This window comes from Nonomuraea sp. NPDC049141 (assembly GCF_040648415.1).
GTDB lineage: Bacteria > Actinomycetota > Actinomycetes > Streptosporangiales > Streptosporangiaceae > Nonomuraea.
The window spans coordinates 275,984-296,102 of record NZ_JBEZDR010000011.1; the positions used below are offsets into that span (position 1 = coordinate 275,984).

Annotated in this window: 20 protein-coding genes; 5 read left to right on the plus strand and 15 right to left on the minus strand. The window is 71.3% G+C overall.

What is annotated here, in order from left to right:
- The first annotated feature begins 76 nt into the window (after positions 1 to 76).
- Positions 77 to 592, plus strand: a complete 516-nt coding sequence (locus AB0B91_RS32455; RefSeq protein WP_358327572.1) for a hypothetical protein — start codon at positions 77 to 79, stop codon at positions 590 to 592.
- A gap of 169 nt (positions 593 to 761) precedes the next feature.
- Entirely contained in the window at positions 762 to 1,688 is a 927-nt protein-coding gene (locus AB0B91_RS32460) for an NBR1-Ig-like domain-containing protein (RefSeq protein WP_358327574.1), read from the plus strand.
- 6 nt (positions 1,689 to 1,694) lie between these two features.
- On the opposite strand, the gene AB0B91_RS32465 is transcribed toward AB0B91_RS32460, so the two are convergent.
- The 11 genes from AB0B91_RS32465 to AB0B91_RS32515 are packed head-to-tail and all read right to left on the minus strand — an operon-like array spanning position 1,695 to position 14,729.
- Positions 1,695 to 3,032 (minus strand): lanthionine synthetase LanC family protein, encoded by a 1,338-nt coding sequence (locus AB0B91_RS32465; protein ID WP_358327576.1) that lies wholly within the window; start codon positions 3,030 to 3,032, stop codon positions 1,695 to 1,697.
- A gap of 43 nt (positions 3,033 to 3,075) precedes the next feature.
- Positions 3,076 to 4,137, minus strand: a complete 1,062-nt coding sequence (locus tag AB0B91_RS32470; protein WP_358327578.1) for an LLM class flavin-dependent oxidoreductase — start codon at positions 4,135 to 4,137, stop codon at positions 3,076 to 3,078.
- A gap of 1 nt (position 4,138) precedes the next feature.
- Positions 4,139 to 5,131 carry an aldo/keto reductase gene (locus AB0B91_RS32475; RefSeq protein WP_358327580.1) on the minus strand — a complete coding sequence of 331 codons (993 nt, stop codon included), beginning with the start codon at positions 5,129 to 5,131 and terminating at the stop codon, positions 4,139 to 4,141.
- Positions 5,128 to 6,153, minus strand: coding sequence for an aldo/keto reductase (locus AB0B91_RS32480; protein ID WP_358327582.1), 1,026 nt, complete (start codon positions 6,151 to 6,153; stop codon positions 5,128 to 5,130). The genes AB0B91_RS32475 and AB0B91_RS32480 overlap by 4 nt, the downstream gene beginning before the upstream one ends.
- A gap of 11 nt (positions 6,154 to 6,164) precedes the next feature.
- Positions 6,165 to 7,355, minus strand: a complete 1,191-nt coding sequence (locus AB0B91_RS32485) for an acyl-CoA dehydrogenase family protein (protein ID WP_358327584.1) — start codon at positions 7,353 to 7,355, stop codon at positions 6,165 to 6,167.
- Entirely contained in the window at positions 7,352 to 8,314 is a 963-nt protein-coding gene (locus AB0B91_RS32490; RefSeq protein ID WP_358327586.1) for a hypothetical protein, read from the minus strand. Before AB0B91_RS32490 ends, AB0B91_RS32485 begins: the two co-directional genes overlap by 4 nt.
- Entirely contained in the window at positions 8,311 to 9,540 is a 1,230-nt protein-coding gene (locus AB0B91_RS32495; RefSeq protein WP_358327588.1) for an LLM class flavin-dependent oxidoreductase, read from the minus strand. The genes AB0B91_RS32490 and AB0B91_RS32495 overlap by 4 nt, the downstream gene beginning before the upstream one ends.
- 23 nt (positions 9,541 to 9,563) lie before the next feature.
- Positions 9,564 to 11,207 (minus strand): ABC transporter ATP-binding protein, encoded by a 1,644-nt coding sequence (locus AB0B91_RS32500; RefSeq protein ID WP_358327590.1) that lies wholly within the window; start codon positions 11,205 to 11,207, stop codon positions 9,564 to 9,566.
- Positions 11,204 to 12,061 carry an ABC transporter permease gene (locus tag AB0B91_RS32505; RefSeq protein ID WP_358327592.1) on the minus strand — a complete coding sequence of 286 codons (858 nt, stop codon included), beginning with the start codon at positions 12,059 to 12,061 and terminating at the stop codon, positions 11,204 to 11,206. The genes AB0B91_RS32500 and AB0B91_RS32505 overlap by 4 nt, the downstream gene beginning before the upstream one ends.
- A gap of 11 nt (positions 12,062 to 12,072) precedes the next feature.
- Entirely contained in the window at positions 12,073 to 13,035 is a 963-nt protein-coding gene (locus tag AB0B91_RS32510) for an ABC transporter permease (protein ID WP_358327594.1), read from the minus strand.
- Positions 13,014 to 14,729 (minus strand): ABC transporter substrate-binding protein, encoded by a 1,716-nt coding sequence (locus AB0B91_RS32515; RefSeq protein WP_358327596.1) that lies wholly within the window; start codon positions 14,727 to 14,729, stop codon positions 13,014 to 13,016. Before AB0B91_RS32515 ends, AB0B91_RS32510 begins: the two co-directional genes overlap by 22 nt.
- A gap of 191 nt (positions 14,730 to 14,920) precedes the next feature.
- On the opposite strand from AB0B91_RS32515, the gene AB0B91_RS32520 reads away from it, so the two are divergent.
- Positions 14,921 to 15,979, plus strand: coding sequence for an LLM class flavin-dependent oxidoreductase (locus tag AB0B91_RS32520; protein WP_358327598.1), 1,059 nt, complete (start codon positions 14,921 to 14,923; stop codon positions 15,977 to 15,979).
- Here the strand turns inward: AB0B91_RS32520 and AB0B91_RS32525 are convergent.
- From AB0B91_RS32525 to AB0B91_RS32535, 3 genes are all read right to left on the minus strand, one after another.
- Positions 15,936 to 16,685 carry a GNAT family N-acetyltransferase gene (locus AB0B91_RS32525; RefSeq protein ID WP_358327600.1) on the minus strand — a complete coding sequence of 250 codons (750 nt, stop codon included), beginning with the start codon at positions 16,683 to 16,685 and terminating at the stop codon, positions 15,936 to 15,938. The genes AB0B91_RS32520 and AB0B91_RS32525 overlap by 44 nt on opposite strands.
- Positions 16,682 to 17,794: an LLM class flavin-dependent oxidoreductase gene (locus tag AB0B91_RS32530; protein WP_358327602.1), complete on the minus strand. Its 1,113-nt coding sequence runs from the start codon at positions 17,792 to 17,794 to the stop codon at positions 16,682 to 16,684. The genes AB0B91_RS32525 and AB0B91_RS32530 overlap by 4 nt, the downstream gene beginning before the upstream one ends.
- 87 nt (positions 17,795 to 17,881) lie before the next feature.
- Positions 17,882 to 18,766 (minus strand): SDR family oxidoreductase, encoded by an 885-nt coding sequence (locus AB0B91_RS32535; protein ID WP_358327604.1) that lies wholly within the window; start codon positions 18,764 to 18,766, stop codon positions 17,882 to 17,884.
- Between AB0B91_RS32535 and AB0B91_RS32540 the strand changes: the two genes are divergently transcribed.
- Together AB0B91_RS32540 and AB0B91_RS32545 are read left to right on the plus strand one after the other, a co-directional pair.
- On the plus strand, positions 18,753 to 18,935 hold the full coding sequence (locus AB0B91_RS32540; protein WP_358327606.1) for a helix-turn-helix domain-containing protein: 183 nt from the start codon (positions 18,753 to 18,755) through the stop codon (positions 18,933 to 18,935). The two genes, AB0B91_RS32535 and AB0B91_RS32540, sit on opposite strands and share 14 nt — an antisense overlap.
- An 84-nt stretch (positions 18,936 to 19,019) precedes the next feature.
- Positions 19,020 to 19,244, plus strand: coding sequence for a hypothetical protein (locus tag AB0B91_RS32545; protein WP_358327895.1), 225 nt, complete (start codon positions 19,020 to 19,022; stop codon positions 19,242 to 19,244).
- Positions 19,245 to 19,251: 7 nt separating this feature from the next.
- On the opposite strand, the gene AB0B91_RS32550 is transcribed toward AB0B91_RS32545, so the two are convergent.
- Positions 19,252 to 20,025 (minus strand): IclR family transcriptional regulator, encoded by a 774-nt coding sequence (locus AB0B91_RS32550; protein ID WP_358327608.1) that lies wholly within the window; start codon positions 20,023 to 20,025, stop codon positions 19,252 to 19,254.
- Between the last annotated feature and the right edge of the window lie 94 nt (positions 20,026 to 20,119).

The window sequence follows — 20,119 nt, forward strand, 5'->3', positions numbered from 1 at the left end:
GTAGCTCGGCCGGACTTCAGCCCTTGGCGCTCGCGAGAGCGCCAAGGGCGTTTTCTTCCGAAGGAGTGAGCGGCGGATGGGATCGCGTGCGAGAAGGCATGTCCCGGTGTGGAGTGTGATCGTCGGCGGGGTTGTGCCGGCCCTGGCCTTCGTGCTGTGGGCGACGGTCTCGGTGGCGGAGGAGGCACCGTACGAAGACGTCAAAAGGCAGTACATCGCCGCCGTGGACGCGGTGTGCGAGGAAGCGTCCCGGCAGTCGGATCTCCGCGAGGAACCACCCGCGAACCTGCGCGAGGAGGTGGACGAACTCCGCCGCGCGTCGGAGTCGATGGCCGGCACCATCGCCGCGATAGAAGCGATCGCGCCGCCCGGCGGTGACGTCGCGCGGGTGCGGGAGAGGTTCTTCGTGCCCGCCAGGGCACTGACCGCGACCCTGCGTCAGCTCAGCGCAAGCGCGGAGGCGGCGCTGCGCGCGGGCAGGGAGGGCGAGGCGAAGAAGGCGGTGGAACAGTCCTTGGAACCGGACGAGAACGAGAAGGCGCTGCGGTCCTTCGCGGCGGAGTACGGCTTCCGGGCATGCGCGGGTGAATGACCACGACGTCCGAGCAAACCGCAGAATTCCAGACGTATTAGGACAATTCAGGTAATCTCATTTGCTCTCAGGTGGCACAGGCCATGCCAGGGTCGTCGGCACGGCTGGATGACGGTGCCGGACAGGGCAGGTGAAGATGCCGGAATTATCCGGGACATCAGGCTCGCAGGTGGACGAGCCTGATCCGCAGTGGACGGGCAGGGGAGCGCGGCCCGGGCGAAAGCCGGTCCGGCCGGAACCGGGCGCGGGCCCGGTGGCGGCCCTCGCGTATCGGCTGTGGGAGCTCAAGGCGGAGGCGGGCGACCCGTCCTTCGCGGAGATGGCGACCCGTATGGGCGCGGCGGCCTCGAAGTCCTCGCTGGCGGCCGCCGCCCGGGGGCAGGTGCTGCCGACCTGGGAGACGACGTGGGAGTTCGTCCGGGTCCTCGCCGTCGACCGGCTGAGCCAGGACCCTGAGGAGGCCAGGCGCGAGTGGCGAGCCCACTGGGAGCGGGCCGCCAGCGCCGTCGTATGTAGCGAGACCACCGAGGGCCGTACGGGCCACGACGAGACCCGCGCCGGGCACATCGAGGCAGAGGTCCGTTCGGCGGAGCACCCCGCACGCCGAGCCCGGTCTCCCCTGACCAGGCCGGCCGTGATCGCGGCGGTCGCGACCGCCGCCGCCGGTGCCGCCCTCTTCACCTGGCTCGCCCCGCTCTCCGGAAAGGACGAGCCCGCCGCGCGGGACACCCCGGCTCGGGCCGCCTCCCCCTACGACGATTCGGCCTTCGAGCAGGACGTCACCCATCCGGACGGCACGGTGGTGAAGACGGGGACGGAGTTCACGAAGATCTGGCGGATCAGGAACACCGGCACCATCCCGTGGCGGGGACGCTATCTCACCCGGCTGAACGACACCCCGTGCCGCGCCCCCAAACGGGTCGAGATCAGCGCGGTCCAGCCGGGCGAGTCCGTCGACATCGCGGTACGCGTCCACGCGTCGGACTCCCCCGGCAGATGCAAGATCTACTGGAAGATGACCGACGAGGCCGGGACCCAGCTGCTGTCGTCCAAGAAGCCGATCTTCCTGGACGTGGTCGTCGGCCGCACGGAATGACTCGGGTCATGGGGTCTGGACAAGCGCGGTCGGCGGTACGGGGATCGCGGGGAAGGGGTTGTCGGGCAGGAGCAGGACCCGGCGCGGCCGGTCCGGCTGCCCGGCCGCGTCCAGGTGGAGCAGGGCCGCGCCGATGCCCGCCGCGCCGACCATGTAGCCGGTGTCCGCGCTCACCTCGCCGGGCCGCAACCGCCGGTACGCCTGGTACCAGCGGTAGCCGCGTCCCTCATGGTCGGTGGCGCGGGCGACCAGGTCCGCGGCGAGAGTACGGGCGAACTCCAGGCAGGAGGCCCTCCCGGTGACCGCCCACAGCCCGACGAACAGCTCCACCAGGCCGGCCGTGCCGCAACACTGGCAAGCCACGTTCCAGTAGCCGTCCGTCCTGCGCGGCGGGGCGGCGCTGTCGACCACGCCGTGCGCCAGCCGTTCCATCCAGTCCAGGTCGCCGGGATCGCCTGTCACCCGGTACAGCTCGTAGAACATCCTGGCCACCCCGGCCGCGCCCGAGCAGAAGCCGGCGTAGTGCAGTTCGCGCGCCTGCGGCACGTGATGCGGGACCATCGCCGATCGGTCGCCGAGCACGCTGACCTCGCGGACGAAGCCGGCCCCGCTGCGCGCGGTGCGCAGGAAGCGCTCGTCGCCGGTCACTCCGTACAGGCGGGCGAGGAGGAACACCGTGCCGGCGGTGCCGGCGAGGAATCCGGGCGTGATCGCGTCCGGCGGCGCGCCGTCGACGTCGCCGAGACGGTGGCCGGGAACGGGCAATCGGGCGATGCGCAGGCCCGCCTCCACCGCCGCCGCCTCGTAGGCGGGCATCCCCAGCTGGGTGGCGGCGCGCAGCAGGCCCAGGATGATGCCGCCGTCGCCGCGCTGCGTCGGGTCGTGCGTCCAGCCGAAGCCGTCCGCGCCGGTGCGCCCGCTGCTGACGATCAACTCGGCGACGGCCGCCGCCTCGGCGGTGAGCCGGTCGTCGCCGAGCACCCACCCGGCCTCCATCAGCGCGATCATCGTGCCGGTCAGCCCGTGGTAGAGCGACAGATCGTCGTCCCGCCGCCAGGTGGCCGCGAGCCACTCGGCCCCGCCCCGCGCGTCCTCCAGGTACGCCTCCTGCCCGGTGGCGACGGCCAGTTCCAGGAAGAACAGCACGACTCCGGCCGCCCCCGAATACAGGGATCGAGGCTGCGATCCGACCGCCGATCTGCCGTGCGGGTCGGGGTTGGCCACCCAGTGCCGGCCGTGCTCGCCATCGACCCCGGCGGATCTGATCCAGCGCGCCGTCGAGACGGCGGCGGTCAGCGGAGAGGCGGCACGAGCGCTCTTCGGGCGGATCTCGTCCAAGCTCATGGCCGGGACTATGGCACATCCCTTATCCGATTTCATGCCTTTCCTAGTTATTTGATAGGGATTTTGCGGAGGGTGCAGGGCGCCAGCCAAGCTGCGGTGCCAGCTCCCGCGCGACGGCGGTGAGCAGGCGGACGTGCTCGTCGAACTCGGGTACGCCGGGGACGAAGCTCACCAGCAGGTCGGTGATCTGCCGCAACGCCGGATCGGCGGCCAGCTCGGCGGCGAGCGCCTCCGGTGGCCCGAGCAGCGCGCGGTCGGCCTCCAGGTACTCCTCGACGCTGAGCCCCGAAACGTCGCGCTTGGCGGACAGCCAGCCCTGCCAACGGCGGGCGCCGGGCGTGACCGAACGGATCGCCTCCGCCCGGTCGGGATGGGGGTAGACGGCCCGGGAGACCTGCACCCGGGGCTGACGGGCCGCCGCGCGGTAGGCCGCGATCCACTCGGCCTGCTGCTGCTGGGCCTCGCGCACGGTGGTGCCGCGCCAGCCGGTGGCGCGGGAGAGCTGCAGCCCGTCGCTGGCACGGCCCGCGGCGGCCGCCGCCGAGACCGCCAGTGACGGGTCGCCGGTGGTGGCCTGCCACAGCCGCGAACGTACACCGGCCCCGGGCGGATGGAGCACCTCGCCGAGGCTGTTGAGCGCCACGCCCTCCAGCACCTCGTGGAGCCGCGCCACCGAAGCCTCGAAGAGCTTGTGCCGGTCGGCCAGGTCCTTCCCGAACGCCTCCCAAGCTCCCGGGAAGGGCCCCGACCCCACTCCCAGCTCCAGTCGGCCGCCGCTGAGCTCGTCGAGCGTCGCCGCGTCCTCGGCGACCTTGAGGGGATCCTCCAGGGGAAGCACCACGACGCCGGTGCCCAGCCGGATCCGCGTGGTGTGCTGGGCGATCGCGGCGAGCACGACCAGCGGCGCGGAGACGTGCTCCTTGCCTTGGCGGAAGTGCCGTTGGATGACCCATCCCGAGTCGTAGCCCAGCTCCTCCGCGGCCACGAACAGGTCGATCGCCTCCCGGTAGGCCCGGGCCGGTGGCAGGTCGCTGTCGAGGTGCAGCAGGAATCCCAGGCGGAAGGGCCGGCCGTCCTCGACACCCGCCCCGATCAGGTCAGCCATGTCAGAGCCTCACTCCGGTCCCGTGCACGCCGTGCTCGTCGATCAGCGCCAGCTCCTCCTCCGTCAGCGGCGGGAAGTCGAGCGCCTTGACGTTGTGGTCCAGCTGCGCCGTCGAGCTGGCTCCGATGAGTGCCGAGGTCACCTGCGGCTGCCGGAGCACCCATTGAAGGGCCAGCTGCGCCAGAGACTGGCCGCGCCGCTCGGCGATCCGGTCGAGCGCGGCGGCCCGCTGCCGGTAGGTGTCGTCGATGACGTCGGGCGACAAGAACGCGCTGTTCTCCGCGCGCGCTCCCGCCGGGATGCCGTCGAGGTACTTGTTCGTGAGCAGGCCCTGCGCCAGCGGCGAGTAGACGATCAGGCCGAACCCGTCCTCGGCCGCCAGCTTGAGCAGGCCGTCGAGCTCGGGCCGGCGATCGAAGATCGAGTACCGCGGCTGGTGGACCAGCAGCGGCACCCCGGCCCGGCGCAGCAGCTCGGCCGCATCGTGTGCCCGCTCGGGGGCGTAGTTGGAGATGCCCGCGTACAGCGCCTTGCCCTGCTCGACGGCGCTGACGAGGGCGCCGACGGTCTCCTCCAGCGGCGTGGTCGGGTCGGCGCGGTGGCTGTAGAAGATGTCGACGTGGTCGGTGCCCAGGTCGCGCAGGCTGTGCTCCAGCGAGGTGAGCAGCGACTTGCGTGATCCGCCCTTGAGGTACGGGCTGGGGCCGATGGGGTTGCCGGCTTTGGTGGAGAGGATGAGCTCGTCCCGGTACGGGGCCAGGTCCCGCTTGAGCACCTGCCCGAAGACCTGCTGCGCGGCGCGGTGCGGCGGGCCGTACCGGTCGGCGTTGTCGAAGTGGGTGATGCCCAGGTCGAAGGCGTGCAGCAGGATGTCGCGCTGCGTCTCGTACGGGTGGTCGGTGCCGAACTTCTGCCACAGGCCGAAGGAGAAGGCCGGCAGGTCGAGACCCGAGTGCCCGGCGCGCCGGTACTCCATCTTCTCGTAGCGGCTCATGAGCGGTTCCCCCGGCGGAGGGCGGCCGGCTGGAGGGACGGGGTGTCCCGGCCGGTGTCGCGTTCGAGGAAGTGGGTGCCCGGGTCGACGATCTCGTCGACGCGGTCGAGGACGTCCTCGCTGAGCCTGACGGTGGCCGCTTTGAGGTAACTCTCCAGGTGGTCGAGCGTGCGCGGGCCGATGATCACGCTGCTGACCGCCGGGTGGTTGAGCGCGAACGCCAGGGCCAGGTCGACCAGCGTCAGGCCGGTGTCCTCGGCGAGCCGGGCCAGCGCGTCGGCGGCGGCCAGCTTGCGCCGGTTGCGCTCGGCACCGATGTCGAACCGGCCGGGGATGAGATCGGCGCGCGCCGACTCCGGCTGTTCGCCGTCGAGTCGGTACTTGCCGGACAGCCAGCCGGCGGCCAGCGGGCCGTAGCTGAGAACGCCGACGCCGTACTTGCGCGCGACGGGGAAGACCTCCCGTTCGGCGCTGCGGACGAGCAGCGAGTACGGCAACTGCTCGGTGTGCGGGGCGATGAGCCCGTGCTTGCCGGCCAGCCACTGCGCCTCGACGAGCTGGTGCGCCGGAAAGACCGAGGTGCCGTAGTAGCTGATCTTGCCCTGGCGGATCAGGTCGTCGAGCGTCCGCAGCGTCTCCAGCAGGTCGGTGTGCGGGTCGGGCCGGTGCGCCTGGTAGAGGTCGATGTGGTCGGTGCCGAGCCGGCGCAGGCTGTCCTCCACGGCGCGGATGATCCAGCGGCGCGAGTTGCCGGCGTGCCGGGGGTTGTCGCCGATCTGCCCGTGGAACTTGGTGGCCAGGAAGACGTCGTCGCGGCGGCCCTTGATCGCCTTGCCGACGATCTCCTCCGACACGCCCTGGGCGTAGACGTCGGCGGTGTCGAGGGCCGTGATGCCGGCGTCGAGGGCGGTCTGGATGATCCTGATGCTCTCACCCTCCTCCTGCCACCGGCCGAAGTTCATGGTGCCGAGGGTGAGCGGGCTGACCAGGACGCCGGTGCGGCCCAGTATGCGGTCGGTCATGGAATTCCTCTCTAGAACAGACCGGTCGTCGGCGGGTCCTCGCCGGTCAGGTGGTACGCCCCCGCCACCGCCGCCTTCCACTGCCTGGGGTTGTGGTTGGCGACCGTGCGGGCGTTGCGCCAGTGCCGGTCGAAGCCCAGGTCACGGTTGGTGATCGAGCCGCCCGCGACGTCGAAGAGCAGCTCGGCGGCCCGCAGCGCGGACTCGATGGCGATCACGCCGGTCTGCGCCACGGTGACCGCCGCCTCCGCGCCGGCGGCACGCGCCCGCTGACCCGTCAGGCCGCGCACGCTCTCCAGCGCTTCGGCGGCGAGCAGCACCGCCGATCGGGCGGCCTGGGCCCGGGCGGCGATCTCGCCCACGGTCTCGCGCACGTACGGGTCCTCGATGCTCCTGCCCGCCGTACTGTGCTTGATCGGCCGGGCCTTCTCCCGGGCGAACCAGATCGCGTCGTCGAGCGCCGCGGCGGCGATGCCGGCCTCGACCGCCGCCAGGTAGAGCTGGGCGAACGAGCCCAGCCAGGGGTTGTCCAGCCGGGTGTTGTCGCGGGCCACGACCTCGTGCTCGTGCGCCCGCACGTTCTTCAGCCGCGTGGTGCCGCTCGCGGTCAGCCGCTGGCCGACCGCGTCGAAGTCGTCGAGCCGCTCCACGCCCTCGCGATCCACCGGCACCGTGAAGCCCAGCAGGGTCCCGTCCTCGTCCTGGGCCAGGCCCGAGAACCATGAGGCGTACAGGGCGCCGGTCGAGTAGTACTTCTCGCCGTCGATGACGTACCCGTCGCCGTCCCGCCGGATGGTGGTGCTGACGGACCCGCTGGCGCCGCCGGTGCGCTCGTTGGCGGTGCCGGCGAACAGGTCGCCGGCGCGCAGCCGCCGTAGCGTCGACGCCCGGTGGGGCAGGTCGCGGCGGCTCGCCACCTGATTGGCGGTGAGGAAGCTGCCGCGCAGCGCCTGGGCCACGTTGGAGTCGGCCCGGGCGATGGCGACGACCAGGTCGATCACGTCCCGCTGCGAGCCGCCGGCGCCGCCGTCCTCCTGGGCGATGCCGACCAGCGTGATCCGCTGCCCGGCGAGCGCCCGGACGTCGTCGAAGGCGTACTCGCGGGCGAGCTCGCGCTGATGGGCACCGGTACGGAGGCGCTCCAAGATCGGGGAGACGGCGGCGCGGATGCCCTCAACGGTGTAGTGCTCGATGCCGATCATGCCGGCACCGCCGCGAGCTCGGGCAGGCCGAACGCGGCCCGCAGGGTCGGGGGCGACGAGCCGGCCGCGTCCGCCAGCCGTGGCACCAACGCCCGCAGCAGGCTGACCACCGCCGCGGTGTCACCTGTGGGCACCAGCTCGAATCCATCCAACCGGTGCGCTTCACCCCAGGTACGAAGATCCTCAGCGGCAGCCGCGGCGATGGCGGGCCCGGCGGCCGGGTCTTCCACCACGACCTCGACCCGGCCGAGCAGCACGATGTCCGCCCGGGAACGACCGGCTCGCCGCAGCGCCCGCGTCAGCGCGGCGTCCGCACCGGCGGCCTGCTCCGGCTCGACCACGACGACGTCCGCGGACTCCGCGACCGCCGCCGCGTCAAGGGCGCCCAGGTCGGCGACGACGACCGGGCGTCCCTGCACCGACGACGGCCCGTCCAGCGGACCGGCGACCCGGTAGAAGGAGCCCTCGTGGCCGATCGGCTTGATGCGCGCGTCCTCGACGAGGATCCCCGCCTCCTGGTCGCCGATCAGCGCCGCGCGCGGGAACGACTCCCACAGCCGGGCCAGCACGTGGGCGTACTCCGTCCAGCGCCGGGCGGGATCGGTCGCGCCGGGGTCCGGAGCGGTCGCCTGGCTCACCTCGTCTCCCCCGCCCGCCCGCAGCGCGACGCCGCTCCGGCCGCCGGTCGCCCGGTCGAGGGAGAGCACGCGCCGTGCGGCGTTGTACGGAGCGTTGTGGGTCGTGGGCAGCTCGGCGACGTAACCGACGTCACCGTGGATGCCGGCGAGGTAGGCGCCCACCACGGTCGGGTCGAGCGCCCGGCCGTCCAGGAGCCGGATCGCCGCGATCCCGGTCTCCTCGGCCACCGCCGCGATGGCGACGGCGTCCGCGAGCGACACCGGAGCGGGGTGGCCGGTCGGCTCCCCGACCGCGAGCGCGAGCTGGATGACTGTACTCATGAGGAGATCACTTCCGGTTGAGGGACCCGGCCCGGCACCGCGGGCAGGCCGAGTCCGAGATGGTCGCGGAGGGTCGTCCCGTCGTATTCGGTGCGGAACAGGCCACGACGCCGCAGCTCGGGAACCACCTGGTCGGCGAAGTCGGCGAAACCGGACGGCAGCACGTCGGGCATCACGTTGAAGCCGTCCGCCGCACCCGCGCGGAACCACAGCTCGATGTCGTCGGCGATCTGCTCCGGCGTCCCCACGACGATCCGGTGCCCCCCGCCGCCGGAGAGCTTCTTCAGCAGCCGGCCGAGCGTCGGCCGCTCCGCGTCGATGATCGCCTTGACGACCCGGTAGAAGGTCTGTGAACCGCCGGCCTCGTCGGGATCGACGAGCAGCTCGGCCGGGATCGGTTCGTCGTCGGACAGCCCGTCGAGGGAGATCCCGAGCTGACCGGCGAGCCGGGCCCGGGCGTAGGCGTCGGGAAGGATCTCGTCCAGCAGCTCACGCCGGGCCTTGGCCTCGGCCTCGGTGCCGCCCACGACGGTGGACAGTCCGGGCAGGACCACGATCTCCTCGGGACGCCGCCCGAACCCGGCCGCGCCGGCCCGGATCTCGGCGCGGAACGCGCGGGCATGGTCGAGATCCTGGTCTGCGGAGAAGATCACCTCCCCGACCCGGGAGGCGAGCCTGCGGCCGTCGCTGGAGCCGCCGGCCTGGACCACGACCGGCCGGCCCTGCGGGGAGACGAGCTCTGTCCGGGCCGCCCAGCCGGCGACGACCTGCTCGGTGAACGCGGCGGCGCGGCGGTAGCGCAACGCGTGCTCGGGCTCGCCGGCGCGGCCGAAGTTGCGCGCCGCCACCGGCCCGGCGGTGGTCACGACGTTCCAGCCGAAGCGACCGCCGCTGACGTAGTCGAGGTCGCCGAGCCTGCGGGCCAGCTCGACCGGGTCGTTGTAGGACGACGACAACGTCCCGATCAGGCCGATCCGCTCGGTCTGGGCGGCGATCCGCGCCAGTACCGTCGTGGGCTCCAGGTTGTTGCCAGGGCGGTGCCTGATGGACGGGTCGAGCAACGGGCCGTCCGCCAGGAACACCGCGTCCAGCTTGGCTTCCTCGGCCTTCTTCGCGATCGAGGTGTAGTGCTCGATCGTGTAGGCGGCGGTGCCGTCGGTGCCCGGGAACCGCCACGAGCCGCCGAAGACGCCCGCGTTGAGAATGTTGACGTTGATGTGCAGCACGATCTTCTCCTTGACGTCTCTCCTTAACGTGCGACGGCGAGCCGGTTTCCTGGGATCGCGTCCAGCAGTTCCCGGGTGTAGTCATGCCGCGGCGAGCCGAACACCTGCTCGACCGGGCCGGTCTCGACCACGGCGCCGTCCTTCATCACCGTGACGTCGTCGCCGATCAGGCGTACGACGCCCAGGTCGTGGGTCACGAACACGTAGCTGAGCCCGAGCGCGGCCTGCAGGTCGACCAGCAACTGCAGGATCTGCGCCTGGACCGACACGTCGAGCGCGCTCACCGCCTCGTCGAGCACCAGGATCTCGGGGTTGAGCGCGAGCGCCCGCGCGATCGCGACCCGCTGCCGCTGACCGCCGGAGAGCTGGCTCGGGAGCCGGTGCAGGAAGCTCTCGTCCAGCGCCACCGCCTCCAGCAGCTCGACCACCCGCGCCCTGCCGGAAGCCACGCCGAAGGCGTGCAGCGGCTCAGCGATGATCTTGCCGACGGTGAACCGCGGGTCGAGCGAGGTGAACGGGTTCTGGAACACGAACTGCAGGTCCCGGCGGAGCTCCCGCAGCTGCCCGCGCCTGAGGCCGGTCAGTTCCCGATCGCCGACGTGCACCGTGCCGCTGTCGGCGGTGGTGAAGCGGACCAGGATGCTCGCCAGCGTCGATTTGCCCGCGCCGGACTCGCCGACGATGGCGTGCGTGGTGCCCTTGCGGACGATCAGGTCGGCGCCGTCGAGCGCGCGCAGCTCACGTCTCCGCCCTCGGCCGCGCAGGTGGTAGGTCTTGGTGAGCGCGTGTGCCCGCAGCACCGCCGGCGCGGTGGCGGGGTCCGGCCGCGCGCCTGACGCGGGCCGGAGCCGGCCGGTGTGCCGGGCGGGGGCCGCGTCGAGCAGCCGGCGGGTGTAGTCGTCGGCCGCGTTCTCCATCACCTGGCGTACCGGGCCTTCCTCCACGATCTCGCCGTCGCGCATGACGAGGATCCGGTCGGAGCGGTCCAGCGCGACGCCGAGGTCATGGGTGACCAGGAGAATGCCGATGCCGAGCTCCTCGCGCAGCCGTGCCAGGTGGTCGAGGATGACCTTCTGGACGGTGACGTCGAGCGCGCTCGTGGGCTCGTCGGCCACGATGATCTTCGGTTTGCCCGCCAGCGCGATCGCGATGAGCGCACGCTGCTTCATGCCGCCGCTGAGCTCGTGGGGGTACTGGTGGAAGACCCGCTCGGCGTCCTTGAGCCCGGCTGTGCGCAGGCTCTCCAGCGCGGCCGCCGTGTGCTGGGCCGCCTTGCGGGCCTCGGGCTCGTTGAACCGGACCGCCTCGATCACCTGCTGCCCGATCCTCTTGACCGGGTTGAGCGAGGTGTTGGGGTCCTGCGGGATGAAACCCACGTAGTTGCCCCGTACCAGCGCCATCCGCCGGTCGTTCCAGCCGGTGACGTCGACGCCGGAGTAGGCGATCGAGCCGCCGCGGATCCGCGCGGCGGCGGGCAGCAGGCCGAGCGCCCCTTGGACCAGGGTGGTCTTGCCGGAGCCGGACTCCCCCACGAGCGAGACGAACTCACCCGGCTCCACGTGGAGGCCGGCGCCTCGGACGGCGGGCGTCCACTCGCGGCGTCCCGACCGATAGTCGATCGCCAGGCCGGTGATCCGCAGCAGCGGATCCTCAGGCGGGTCGGTCATCGGCGGTGCTCCTTCCGGTACGAGGTGCTGATGCGATGGGTGGCGATGACGACGATCGCGAGCGCCACGCCGGGCAGGATCGAGGCCCAGGGGTGGACCGCGACGTAGTCCCGGCCCTCGGCCACCAGCAGACCCCACTCCGGCTGCGGCGGCGGCGCGCCGTAGCCGAGGAAGCCGAGCGAGGCGACGGCGAGCACGGCCGTTCCGACCTCGAGTGCGGCCAGCGCGATCACCGAGCTGAGCGAGTTGGGTATGACATGCCGGACCATCACCCCGAGCCGGCCGACACCGAGTCCGTACGCCGCCTTGACGTAGTCCTGGGTCACGACCGCCAGCACCTGGGCTCTCATCACCCGCGCGAACGAGGCGATGGAGGAGATGCCGACGGCCAGGGCGATGTTCTGCGTGGAGTAGCCCAGGACCGAGACCACCACCATCGCGAGCAGCAGGCTCGGGATCGCCAGGAACACGTCGACCACCCGCATGACGGCGGTGTCGATGATCCCTCCGACGAAGCCGGCGAGCAGCCCGATGAGCGTGCCGACGCCGAAGGCGATGAGGACGGCCAGCAGGGTCGCGGTCAGGGTCGTGTGCGCTCCGTACACGCTGCGCGCGAACAGATCCCGGCCCAGCCGGTCGGTGCCGAACCAGTGCTCCGCGCTCGGCGGCGCGAAGCTCGCGCCGGTGTCGCCGTCGTAGGGGCTGTAGGAGGTGAAGAGGCCGGGGGCGACGGCCCAGCCGATCACGACCAGCACGACGATCCACGCCCCTACGAGGATCGGCTGCCGCGTGAGCTCACCGAGGCGCTTGACCAGCGGGTTCGCTAGGGCGGGGGCGGCGAGTTGGACGGTCATCACGATCCTCCTCAGGCGACGGCGAGCGTGGCCCGCAGCCGCGGATCCAGCAGCGGGTAGATCAGGTCGACGATCAGGTTGATCAGCGCGAAGCTGGCCGCCACCAGCACGACGATCCCCTGCACCAGCGGGACGTCCAGCGTGTTGATCGCGGCCTGGGTCAGCCGGCCGATGCCCTTGCGGGCGAAGACGGTCTCGGTGATGACCGAGCCGGCGATCAGGTTGCCGAACGTGATGCCGGCGATGGTGAGCGCCGGCAGGCCGGCGTTGCGGAAGACGTCGCGGATGATGATGCCGTTGCGCGTGCCGCCCTTCGCATAGCTCGTCGTGACGTAGCCGGAGCGGAACTCGGTGGCGAAGCTGCGGACGAGGAGCTGCGCGATCGGACCCGACACCGGGACGGCCAGCGTGATCAACGGCAGGACGACGCTGCTCGCGCCGCTGTCGCCGAAGGCCGGGAACCAGCCCAGCCGGAAGGAGAAGATCTGCAGCATCAGGATGCCGGACAGGAAGACCGGCACCGAGACCGCGCCCGACGGCAGGGCCTCGACCAGGTCGCGCACCCATGGACGGCGGGGCGAGGTCGCCATGAGCGCGATCACGAAGGCGATGAGCAGCGCCAGCACCAGAGCGCCGGAGGCGAGGACGAGAGTGCTCGGCAGCGCGTCCAGGATCGTGTCGGTGACCGGCCGCCCCGACTGCACCGAGTTGCCGAAGTCGCCGGTCAGCGCGTGTCCCAGCCGGTCGAAGTACTGCAGGAACACCGGCTTGTCGAAGCCGTAGCTCTCCGCCACCTGCTCGCGGACCTGCGGCGGAATGCTGTTGATCTCGGCGGGGTCGAAGAGCAGATCGGCCGGGTCGGCCGGCAGCACGAACAGCAGGACGAAGGTCAAGGTGAACGCGGCCCAGACCACGAACAACGCCCGGCCGGCCTTCAGCGCCAGGTAGCGCGTCACTTCCCGTTGCTCTTCCACGCGTCCACGAAGTGGTTGCGGGACTGGGCGTCGAAGACGATCCCGTGGACGTAGCTCGCGTGGGCGATCACCTGCGCCGGGTTGTAGACCGGGTTGACCAGCGCGTACTTGTCGAGCAGGAGGTCCTGCGCCGCCTTGGCGTACTGCTCGCGCGCGGCGGGGTCGAGCGTCTGGTCGAGCTTGCCCACGGTCCGGGTGACCTCGTCCACGTCGACCCCCGTGGACTCCTTGGCGAGGTAGGTGACGTTGCCGAGCAGGGGGCTGTACTGGAGGTTGAGGACCGCGGGGTCGTTACGCGAGCGGTTGGACGCGGTGATGTTCCAGTCGGTCTTCGCCTTGGCCAGGTTGGCCGTGTAGTCCGGGATGGGGACGACGGTGAGCTGCAGGTCGATGCCGATCTTCTTCAGGTCCTGCTGGATCGACTCGTAGGCCGGCTTGTTCACCACCAGGTTGCTGATGCCGAGCAGCTTGACCACGAGCTTCTTGCCGTCCTTGACGCGGATCCCGTCGGGGCCCTCGCTCCAGCCGGCCTCCTGGAGGAGTTCCTTGGCCTTCTCGGGGTCGTACTTCAGGACCGAGCCGCTGTAGTCCGCGTACCCGGAGACCGACGGTTCGAGGATCGAGGTGGCGGTGGAGTAGGAGTCGGTGAGCACCGTCTTCCTGATCGCCTCACGGTCCCAGCCGAGCTGGATCGCCTTGCGCACCGCGATGTCGTTGGTCGGGAACAGCTGGGAGTTGAAGTTGAAGAGGATGGCGGTACCGGAGACGGCTCGGTGGATGATCGTGAAGCCCTGGTCGGCCAGCGACTTCTCGTCCGTGGTGCCCACGTCCAGCGTGGCGTCGATCGCGCCGGACGCCAGCGAGCCGGTCCGGACGCTGGCCTCCGGGATCGTGTTGAACACGACCTTGTCCAGGTACGCCTCGCCCTCGTGCTTGAGCGCCGGCGGGGACCAGGTGTAGCCCTTGCGCCGGACCAGGACGGTCTTGACCTGCGGCTCCCACGAGTCGTACACGAAGGGACCGGTGCCGATCACCTTCTTCGGGTCGTTGCGCTCCTTCGCGCTGAGCCGCAGCGTCGAGAGCGACAGGAAGCCGGGCTGCGCGTTGGCGGTGAAGGAGGAGGCCTGCAGGAAGCTCGCGAGCGGCTTCTTGAAGCGGACGACGGCGGTGTACGGGTCCGGGGTCCGCGTCTCGATGTAGCCGGACAGCAGGGCGGCGCCGTTGGGGTTGATGCCCAGCTTCTGGTCGCCGTGCACGTACTGGTCGAAGTTCGCCTTGACCGCCTCGGCGTCGAACGGGCTGCCGTCGCTGAACGTGACGTCCTTGCGCAGGTGGAAGGTGAAGTCGGTCAGGTCCTTGTTGTACTCCCACGACCGCGCCAGCCACGGCGTGATCTCGCCGGTCTTGGGGTCCTGCCAGGTCAGCTTGTCGGTGATGTTGTTGCCGATGAGCGACTCGGCGTAGTTGGTGCCCCATTGCGGGTCGGGGCTGCGCTGATAGTCGATCAGCGCGAACTGCAGCGTGCCGCCACGGACGGGCGCGCCGCCACCGGTGGCCGCGCCGACGGAGCCGCCACCGCGGGTGACGGCGAACCCGCCTCCGGCGAGGAGGAGGACGGCGACGGCACCGGCGGCCCAGGGCCATGTCTTGCGCCGGGGAGCGGCGCGCTCGATGGAACTGCGAAGGTCTGACATGAACGTTCCTCGTTGCTCGATGCGGACGGTGTGAGAGAGCCGATCAGCGCGGACACAGCGCGCCGGCGAAGAAAGCGAAGTCAATCTCGCGCCTGGAGTACCGAAGCAACGTCGTCACAATCTACACTTTACCTACATGAACAGTAGGTTTTAAAGGTAATCTGAGTCACAAGTCAGGAAGGACCCGTTTGATGAGCCTCGAGTTCCTCTGGTACATCCCGAATCAGGCGCACCCCGGGCACCGCGGTGACGACGTCGTCACGGACCACAACAGCCTGGAAACGCTCACCGGCCACGCCAAGGCTCTTGAGGAGCACGGGTGGGGTGGGGCGCTCATCGGCACCGGCTGGGGACGGCCCGACACGTTCACGGTCGCCGCCGCGCTGGCCGCGCGGACGACGACGTTCCAGCCGCTGATCGCGGTCCGGCCCGGCTACTGGCACCCGGCCAAGTTCGCCTCCGCCGCCGCCACCCTGGACCATCTCACCGGCGGGCGGGTGCTGGTCAACATCGTGTCGGGCAAGGACAACCTGGCGGCGTACGGCGACAGCGAAGGCGACCAGGCCCACCGCTACGCCCGTACCAAGGAGTTCATCCAGATCGTGCGCAAGCTGTGGAGCGAGGAGAACGTCACCTACCACGGCGAGCACTTCAGCGTCACCGGCTCCACCGTCGTGCCGCCGACAGCCGTCCGGGACGGACGCCCGCATCCCCGGCTCTACTTCGGCGGCGCCTCCGAAGCCGCCGAGCAGGTGGCCGCGGCCGAGGCCGATGTCCAGCTCTTCTGGGGCGAGCCACTCGACGGCGTCGGCGAGCGGATCGAGCGGCTCAGGCGTCTCGGCGAGAAGCTCGGACGCGAGCACGCTCCGCTGGAGTTCGGGCTGCGGATCACCACGCTGGTACGGGACACCACCGAACAGGCCTGGGCCGACGCCGAGGCCAAGGTGGCGGAGATGGCGAGAGGTGACATCTCGCGCGACCCGAACCGGCACGCCGCCGTCGGCCAGCAGCGGCTGCTCGACCTGGCCGCGCGGGGTGAAGTGCTCGACGACAACCTCTACACCGCCCCGGGCAAGTTCGGCGGCGGCGGCGCGGGCACCACCTGGCTGGTCGGCTCGGCCGAGGATGTGGCGAAGTCGCTGCGCAAATACCAGGCGCTCGGCGTCACCCACTTCGTGCTCTCCGACACTCCCTACCTGCCGGAGATCAAGCGTCAGGGCGATCAGCTTCTCCCGCTGTTGCGAGGGTGAGAGCAGCGCGCTCGACGATCCGCGCCGGGACGCCTACGGTGCGGAAGTTCGTGGTGCGGCGCAGGCGGAAGCCGAGCCGCTCGTACAGGCGGATCGCGCCGACATTGGCGGCCGACGCGTGCAGGAACGGCGTCTCGCCCCGGCCCCGGATGCCCGCGGCGACGGCGAGCACCAGCCTGGTCGCCAATCCGCGACCGTGGTAGGCGGGGTCGGTGCAGACGGCGCTGATCTCGGTCCAGCCCGGCGGGTGCAGGCGTTCGCCGGCCATCGCCACCAGCACGCCGCCGAACCGGAGGCCGAGGTAGACGCCGAGCTCGACAGTACGCGGCAGGAACGGGCCCGGCTTTGTCCGCTCGACGAGATCCAGCATCTCCGGCACGTCCGCCGGGCCCAGCCGGACCACGTCGGTGTCGTACGCACCCGGAACGAGCTCACCGGTGAGCTGGACCCCCGGAATGTTCGCCACCTCCTCCCAGCCGGCCGGCGGCGCCGCCACCGCACCGGGCAGGGACACCTTCCCGCCGGGTCCCGCCAGCGCGGCGACATCGTCCCAGTCGGCCGGGCCGGGGTCGGGCGGCATCGACAGGAACGGCGCGACGTCGGGTGGATAACGCAGCACGCGGCCGCGCCGTTCGGCGAGGTGGGCGTGCGCGCCGAGGAGCGAGGCACGTACCGGGTCGTCCAGGACGGCGAAGGATATGGTCACGGCGCGACCGGGCGCAGCGGTGCCCGGGCCGCCCGCTGCCGGTCCCGTTCGGCGACCCCCTCGCGGACCAGCGGGATCACGTACCGCCCGAAGTCGATGGCGTCGTCCAGGATGGCGTAGCCACGGGCCGAGAGGATCTCGACGCCCAGGTCGTAGTAGTCCAGCAGGGCCTCCGCGACGGTTTCGGGGGTGCCGACCAGCGCCGTCGAGTTGCCCCCTCCGCCCGTGGCCGCAGCGGTCGGCGTCCACAGCGCGCGGTCGTGCAGTTCGCCCTTGGCCGCGACCGCGAGCAGCCGCTGCGAGCCGGCGTTCTGCGGCGGGCCGGACAGCCGGCGCCGGTTCCCCTTCGCCTGGTGCAGGTCGCCCAGGATGCGCCGCGCCTTCTCCCACGCCAGTTCCTCGGTCGGCGCGATGATCGGCCGGAACGCCACCTGGAATGTGGGTACGTCAGCGCGCCCCGCCTGCTTCGCCGCCTGTTCGACGGAGGCGATCTGCTGTGCTGTCTCGGCCAGCGGCTCCCCCCACAGGCAGTAGATGTCGGCCTCCGCCCCGCCGGCCGTGTAGGCGGCCTCCGACGAACCGCCGAAGGACACCCTCGGCCGCGGATGCTGCGCCGGGAACACGTCCGAGACGAAATCCTTGAACGAGTAGTGCTCGCCCTCGTGGTCGAACGGCTCCTTCGACGTCCACCCCTTCTTGACGATCTGGATGTACTCCCTGGTCCTGGAGTAGCGCTCGTCCTTGGTCAGGACGTCGCCCTCCCTGCCTTGCTCGTGGTCGTTGCCGCCGGTGATGAAGTGCACCGTCAGCCGCCCGTCGCTGATCAGGTCGAGGGTGGCGAAGGTCTTGAGCGCGTACGTCGGGTAGGAGACGTTCGGCCGGTGCGCCAGGAGGATCTGCAGATCCTCGACCCTGGCCGCCACATAGGCCGCCACCTGCGCCGGCTCGGGCGAGCCCGAGCCGTAGGCGAACAGCACCCGGTCCCAGCCGTACTCCTGGTGAGCACGCGCGAGCCGCAGCGTGTACTGCTTGTCGAAGGAGAGACCGGAGCGCGGAGAGGTCTCCGAGCCGTCGTTGGTCCCGCCGATCCCAAGGAACTCCACAGGCATGAGCCGAGGCCTTTCTGATGTTCGTCAGCGAATCTCAGCTCAACACGCCCACCCTAAAGCCGTCAAGACCTACTGGTTTAGTAGGTTTTAGCTCATGGTGGCGGCCAGGCCGGCCCGGAGCGCCCGGGCGTTGGCCGCCAAGAACTCCGTGAAGGTGCGGGGCTCGCGGCCGGTCAGCGCCCGCACCGTGGCCGTCGTCGCCTCCAGCGAGCCGGTCGCCACCTGCCGGGACAGCTCGGCGATGTCGTCGGCGAACCGCGCCGGCAGCCCCTGCGCGCGCAGCGCCGCGGCCAACTCCTCCGGCGACAGCTCGACCTGCCCGACGGTCCGGCCCAGCGCCGCGGACAGCTCCCGGCCGATGTCGGCATGGGTGAGCGCCCGCGGGCCCGTCACCACGTACGTCTGGCCGAGGCCGGTCGACCCGGTCAGGAGTGCGGCCGCGCACGCGGCGATGTCGTGGCAGTCGACATTAGACACCCCCGCGTTCCCGTACGGGCCGACCAGCCTGCCGTCGGCAGTGAAGGCGCCGGTCCCGGTGACGAAGTTCTGCATGAACCCGCTGGGCTGCAGGATCGACCAGGGCAGTCCCGACGCCTTGAGGTGCTCCTCGATCTCCCAGTGCGCACCCTCGGCCAGCCGTCCGCCCCGATGGGCGTGCCAGACCGAGATCTTCACCACCCGGGACACGCCGGCGGCGCGGGCCGCGTCGATGGCGGCGCGCTGCTGGCGGATCATCGGCTGCTCGCCGTCCACCGGCTGGGCGCCGCCGGCGTTGAGAAACAACCGGTCCACGCCCCGCATCGCGGCGGCGAGCGAGCCGGGGTCGTCGAAGTCGCCCACCACGAACTCGCAGCCCAGGGCCCGTCCCTTGGACTCGTCACGGACCAGCGCCCTGAAGGGGACGCCGCGATCGAGCAGGAAGCGGACGAGGTGCGTGCCGATGGAGCCGGTGGCTCCGGTGACCAGGATCATGTGCGCCCGCCGCCCCCGGGCCGACGCCCGCCGCAACTACGAGCGCCTCCTGACCGAGGCCGACGCCGCCTTCCGGGAACGGGGCGTCGAGGCCAGCCTGGAGAGCATCGCGCGCGCCGCGGGCGTGGCCATCGGCACGCTCTACGGCCACTTCCCCAGCCGCCGCTAGCTGGTCGGCGCGCTGCTGCGCGAGCGGAACGAGGCCCTGTTCGAGCTCGGCGACGGCCTCACCGCCGAGGCGGGGCCGGCCGCGCTGGGCACCTGGGTACGGGCGGTCACCGAGCACGCCGCGACCTACAGCGGCCTGGCCGCCATGCTCGCCGGCGGCCTGGACGACGAAGCCTCAGAACTCCATGCCTCCTGCCTGCGCATGGCCGACATCGGCGAACGCCTCATCACCCTCACCCTCGACGGCCTCGTCCGCAGCCAGCTCGACGCGGTGCTTCGCACTCACCGGGAGCCGCACTTCCCGTTGTAGGCCGACCTCACTCGGACGCGCTCGGCCTGCGTTCGGCGGGCGGGAGCAGTAGCACTTCCAGCGCCCGGGCGCAGGCCCGCGCGTGCGTGACGAACCAGCCGATCCGCGCGTCGCTCATCACGCGCGGGGTGGAGCGCACCGCGAGCGCGTAGCGCACGTGATCGAGCCGGTCGAGCACCGGCACCGCGACCGTCCGGATGCCGTCGTAGGACTCCCCGTCGTTGAGCGCGTAGCCGGCTTCGCGAGCCTTGCCCAGCTCGGCACGCAGCTCGGCGTGGTCCACGATCGTGCGACCGGTCAGCGCCCGCAGGGGCCCGAGCGCCTCCAGGTCCGCCCTGCCCTCCGGCGCCCAGGCCAGCAGCACCTTGCCCAGCGCCGTGGAGTGCAGGGGCCGGCGCAGGCCGACACCGCTGTCGGGGTTGAGCGAGCCGCCACTCAGGATGACCGCGTACCTGCCGTTGCGTACGGCGAGGTCCACGGTCGCGGAGGTGACACGGGCCAGCTCGGCGAGTTCCGGCGCGATCCTGTGCAGGCCGCGGCGGTGGAAGGAGAGCTGCCCCAGCTCGGTGATCGACGGCCCGAGCCGGTAACGGCCGGTCCGCGCCTCCTGTTCGAGAAACCCCGCGCCGGCCAGGGTCCTGGCCAGGCGGTGCGTGGTGGAGGTGGGCAGCTCCATCCTGCGCGACAGGTCCGACAGGCTGAGCGAGGGATCCCCGCCACCGAAGCAGCCGAGCATGCTGATCGCCCTGTGTACGGCCTGAACGCCACCTTCTGCTGCCATGCGGGAATCTCCGAGTTCCGAGTAGGGAGAGCCGAGCCCAGGTGAGAGCCGTTTCGGCGAAAAGATCTTCCCGCATCGCGGGATATTCTTTGCA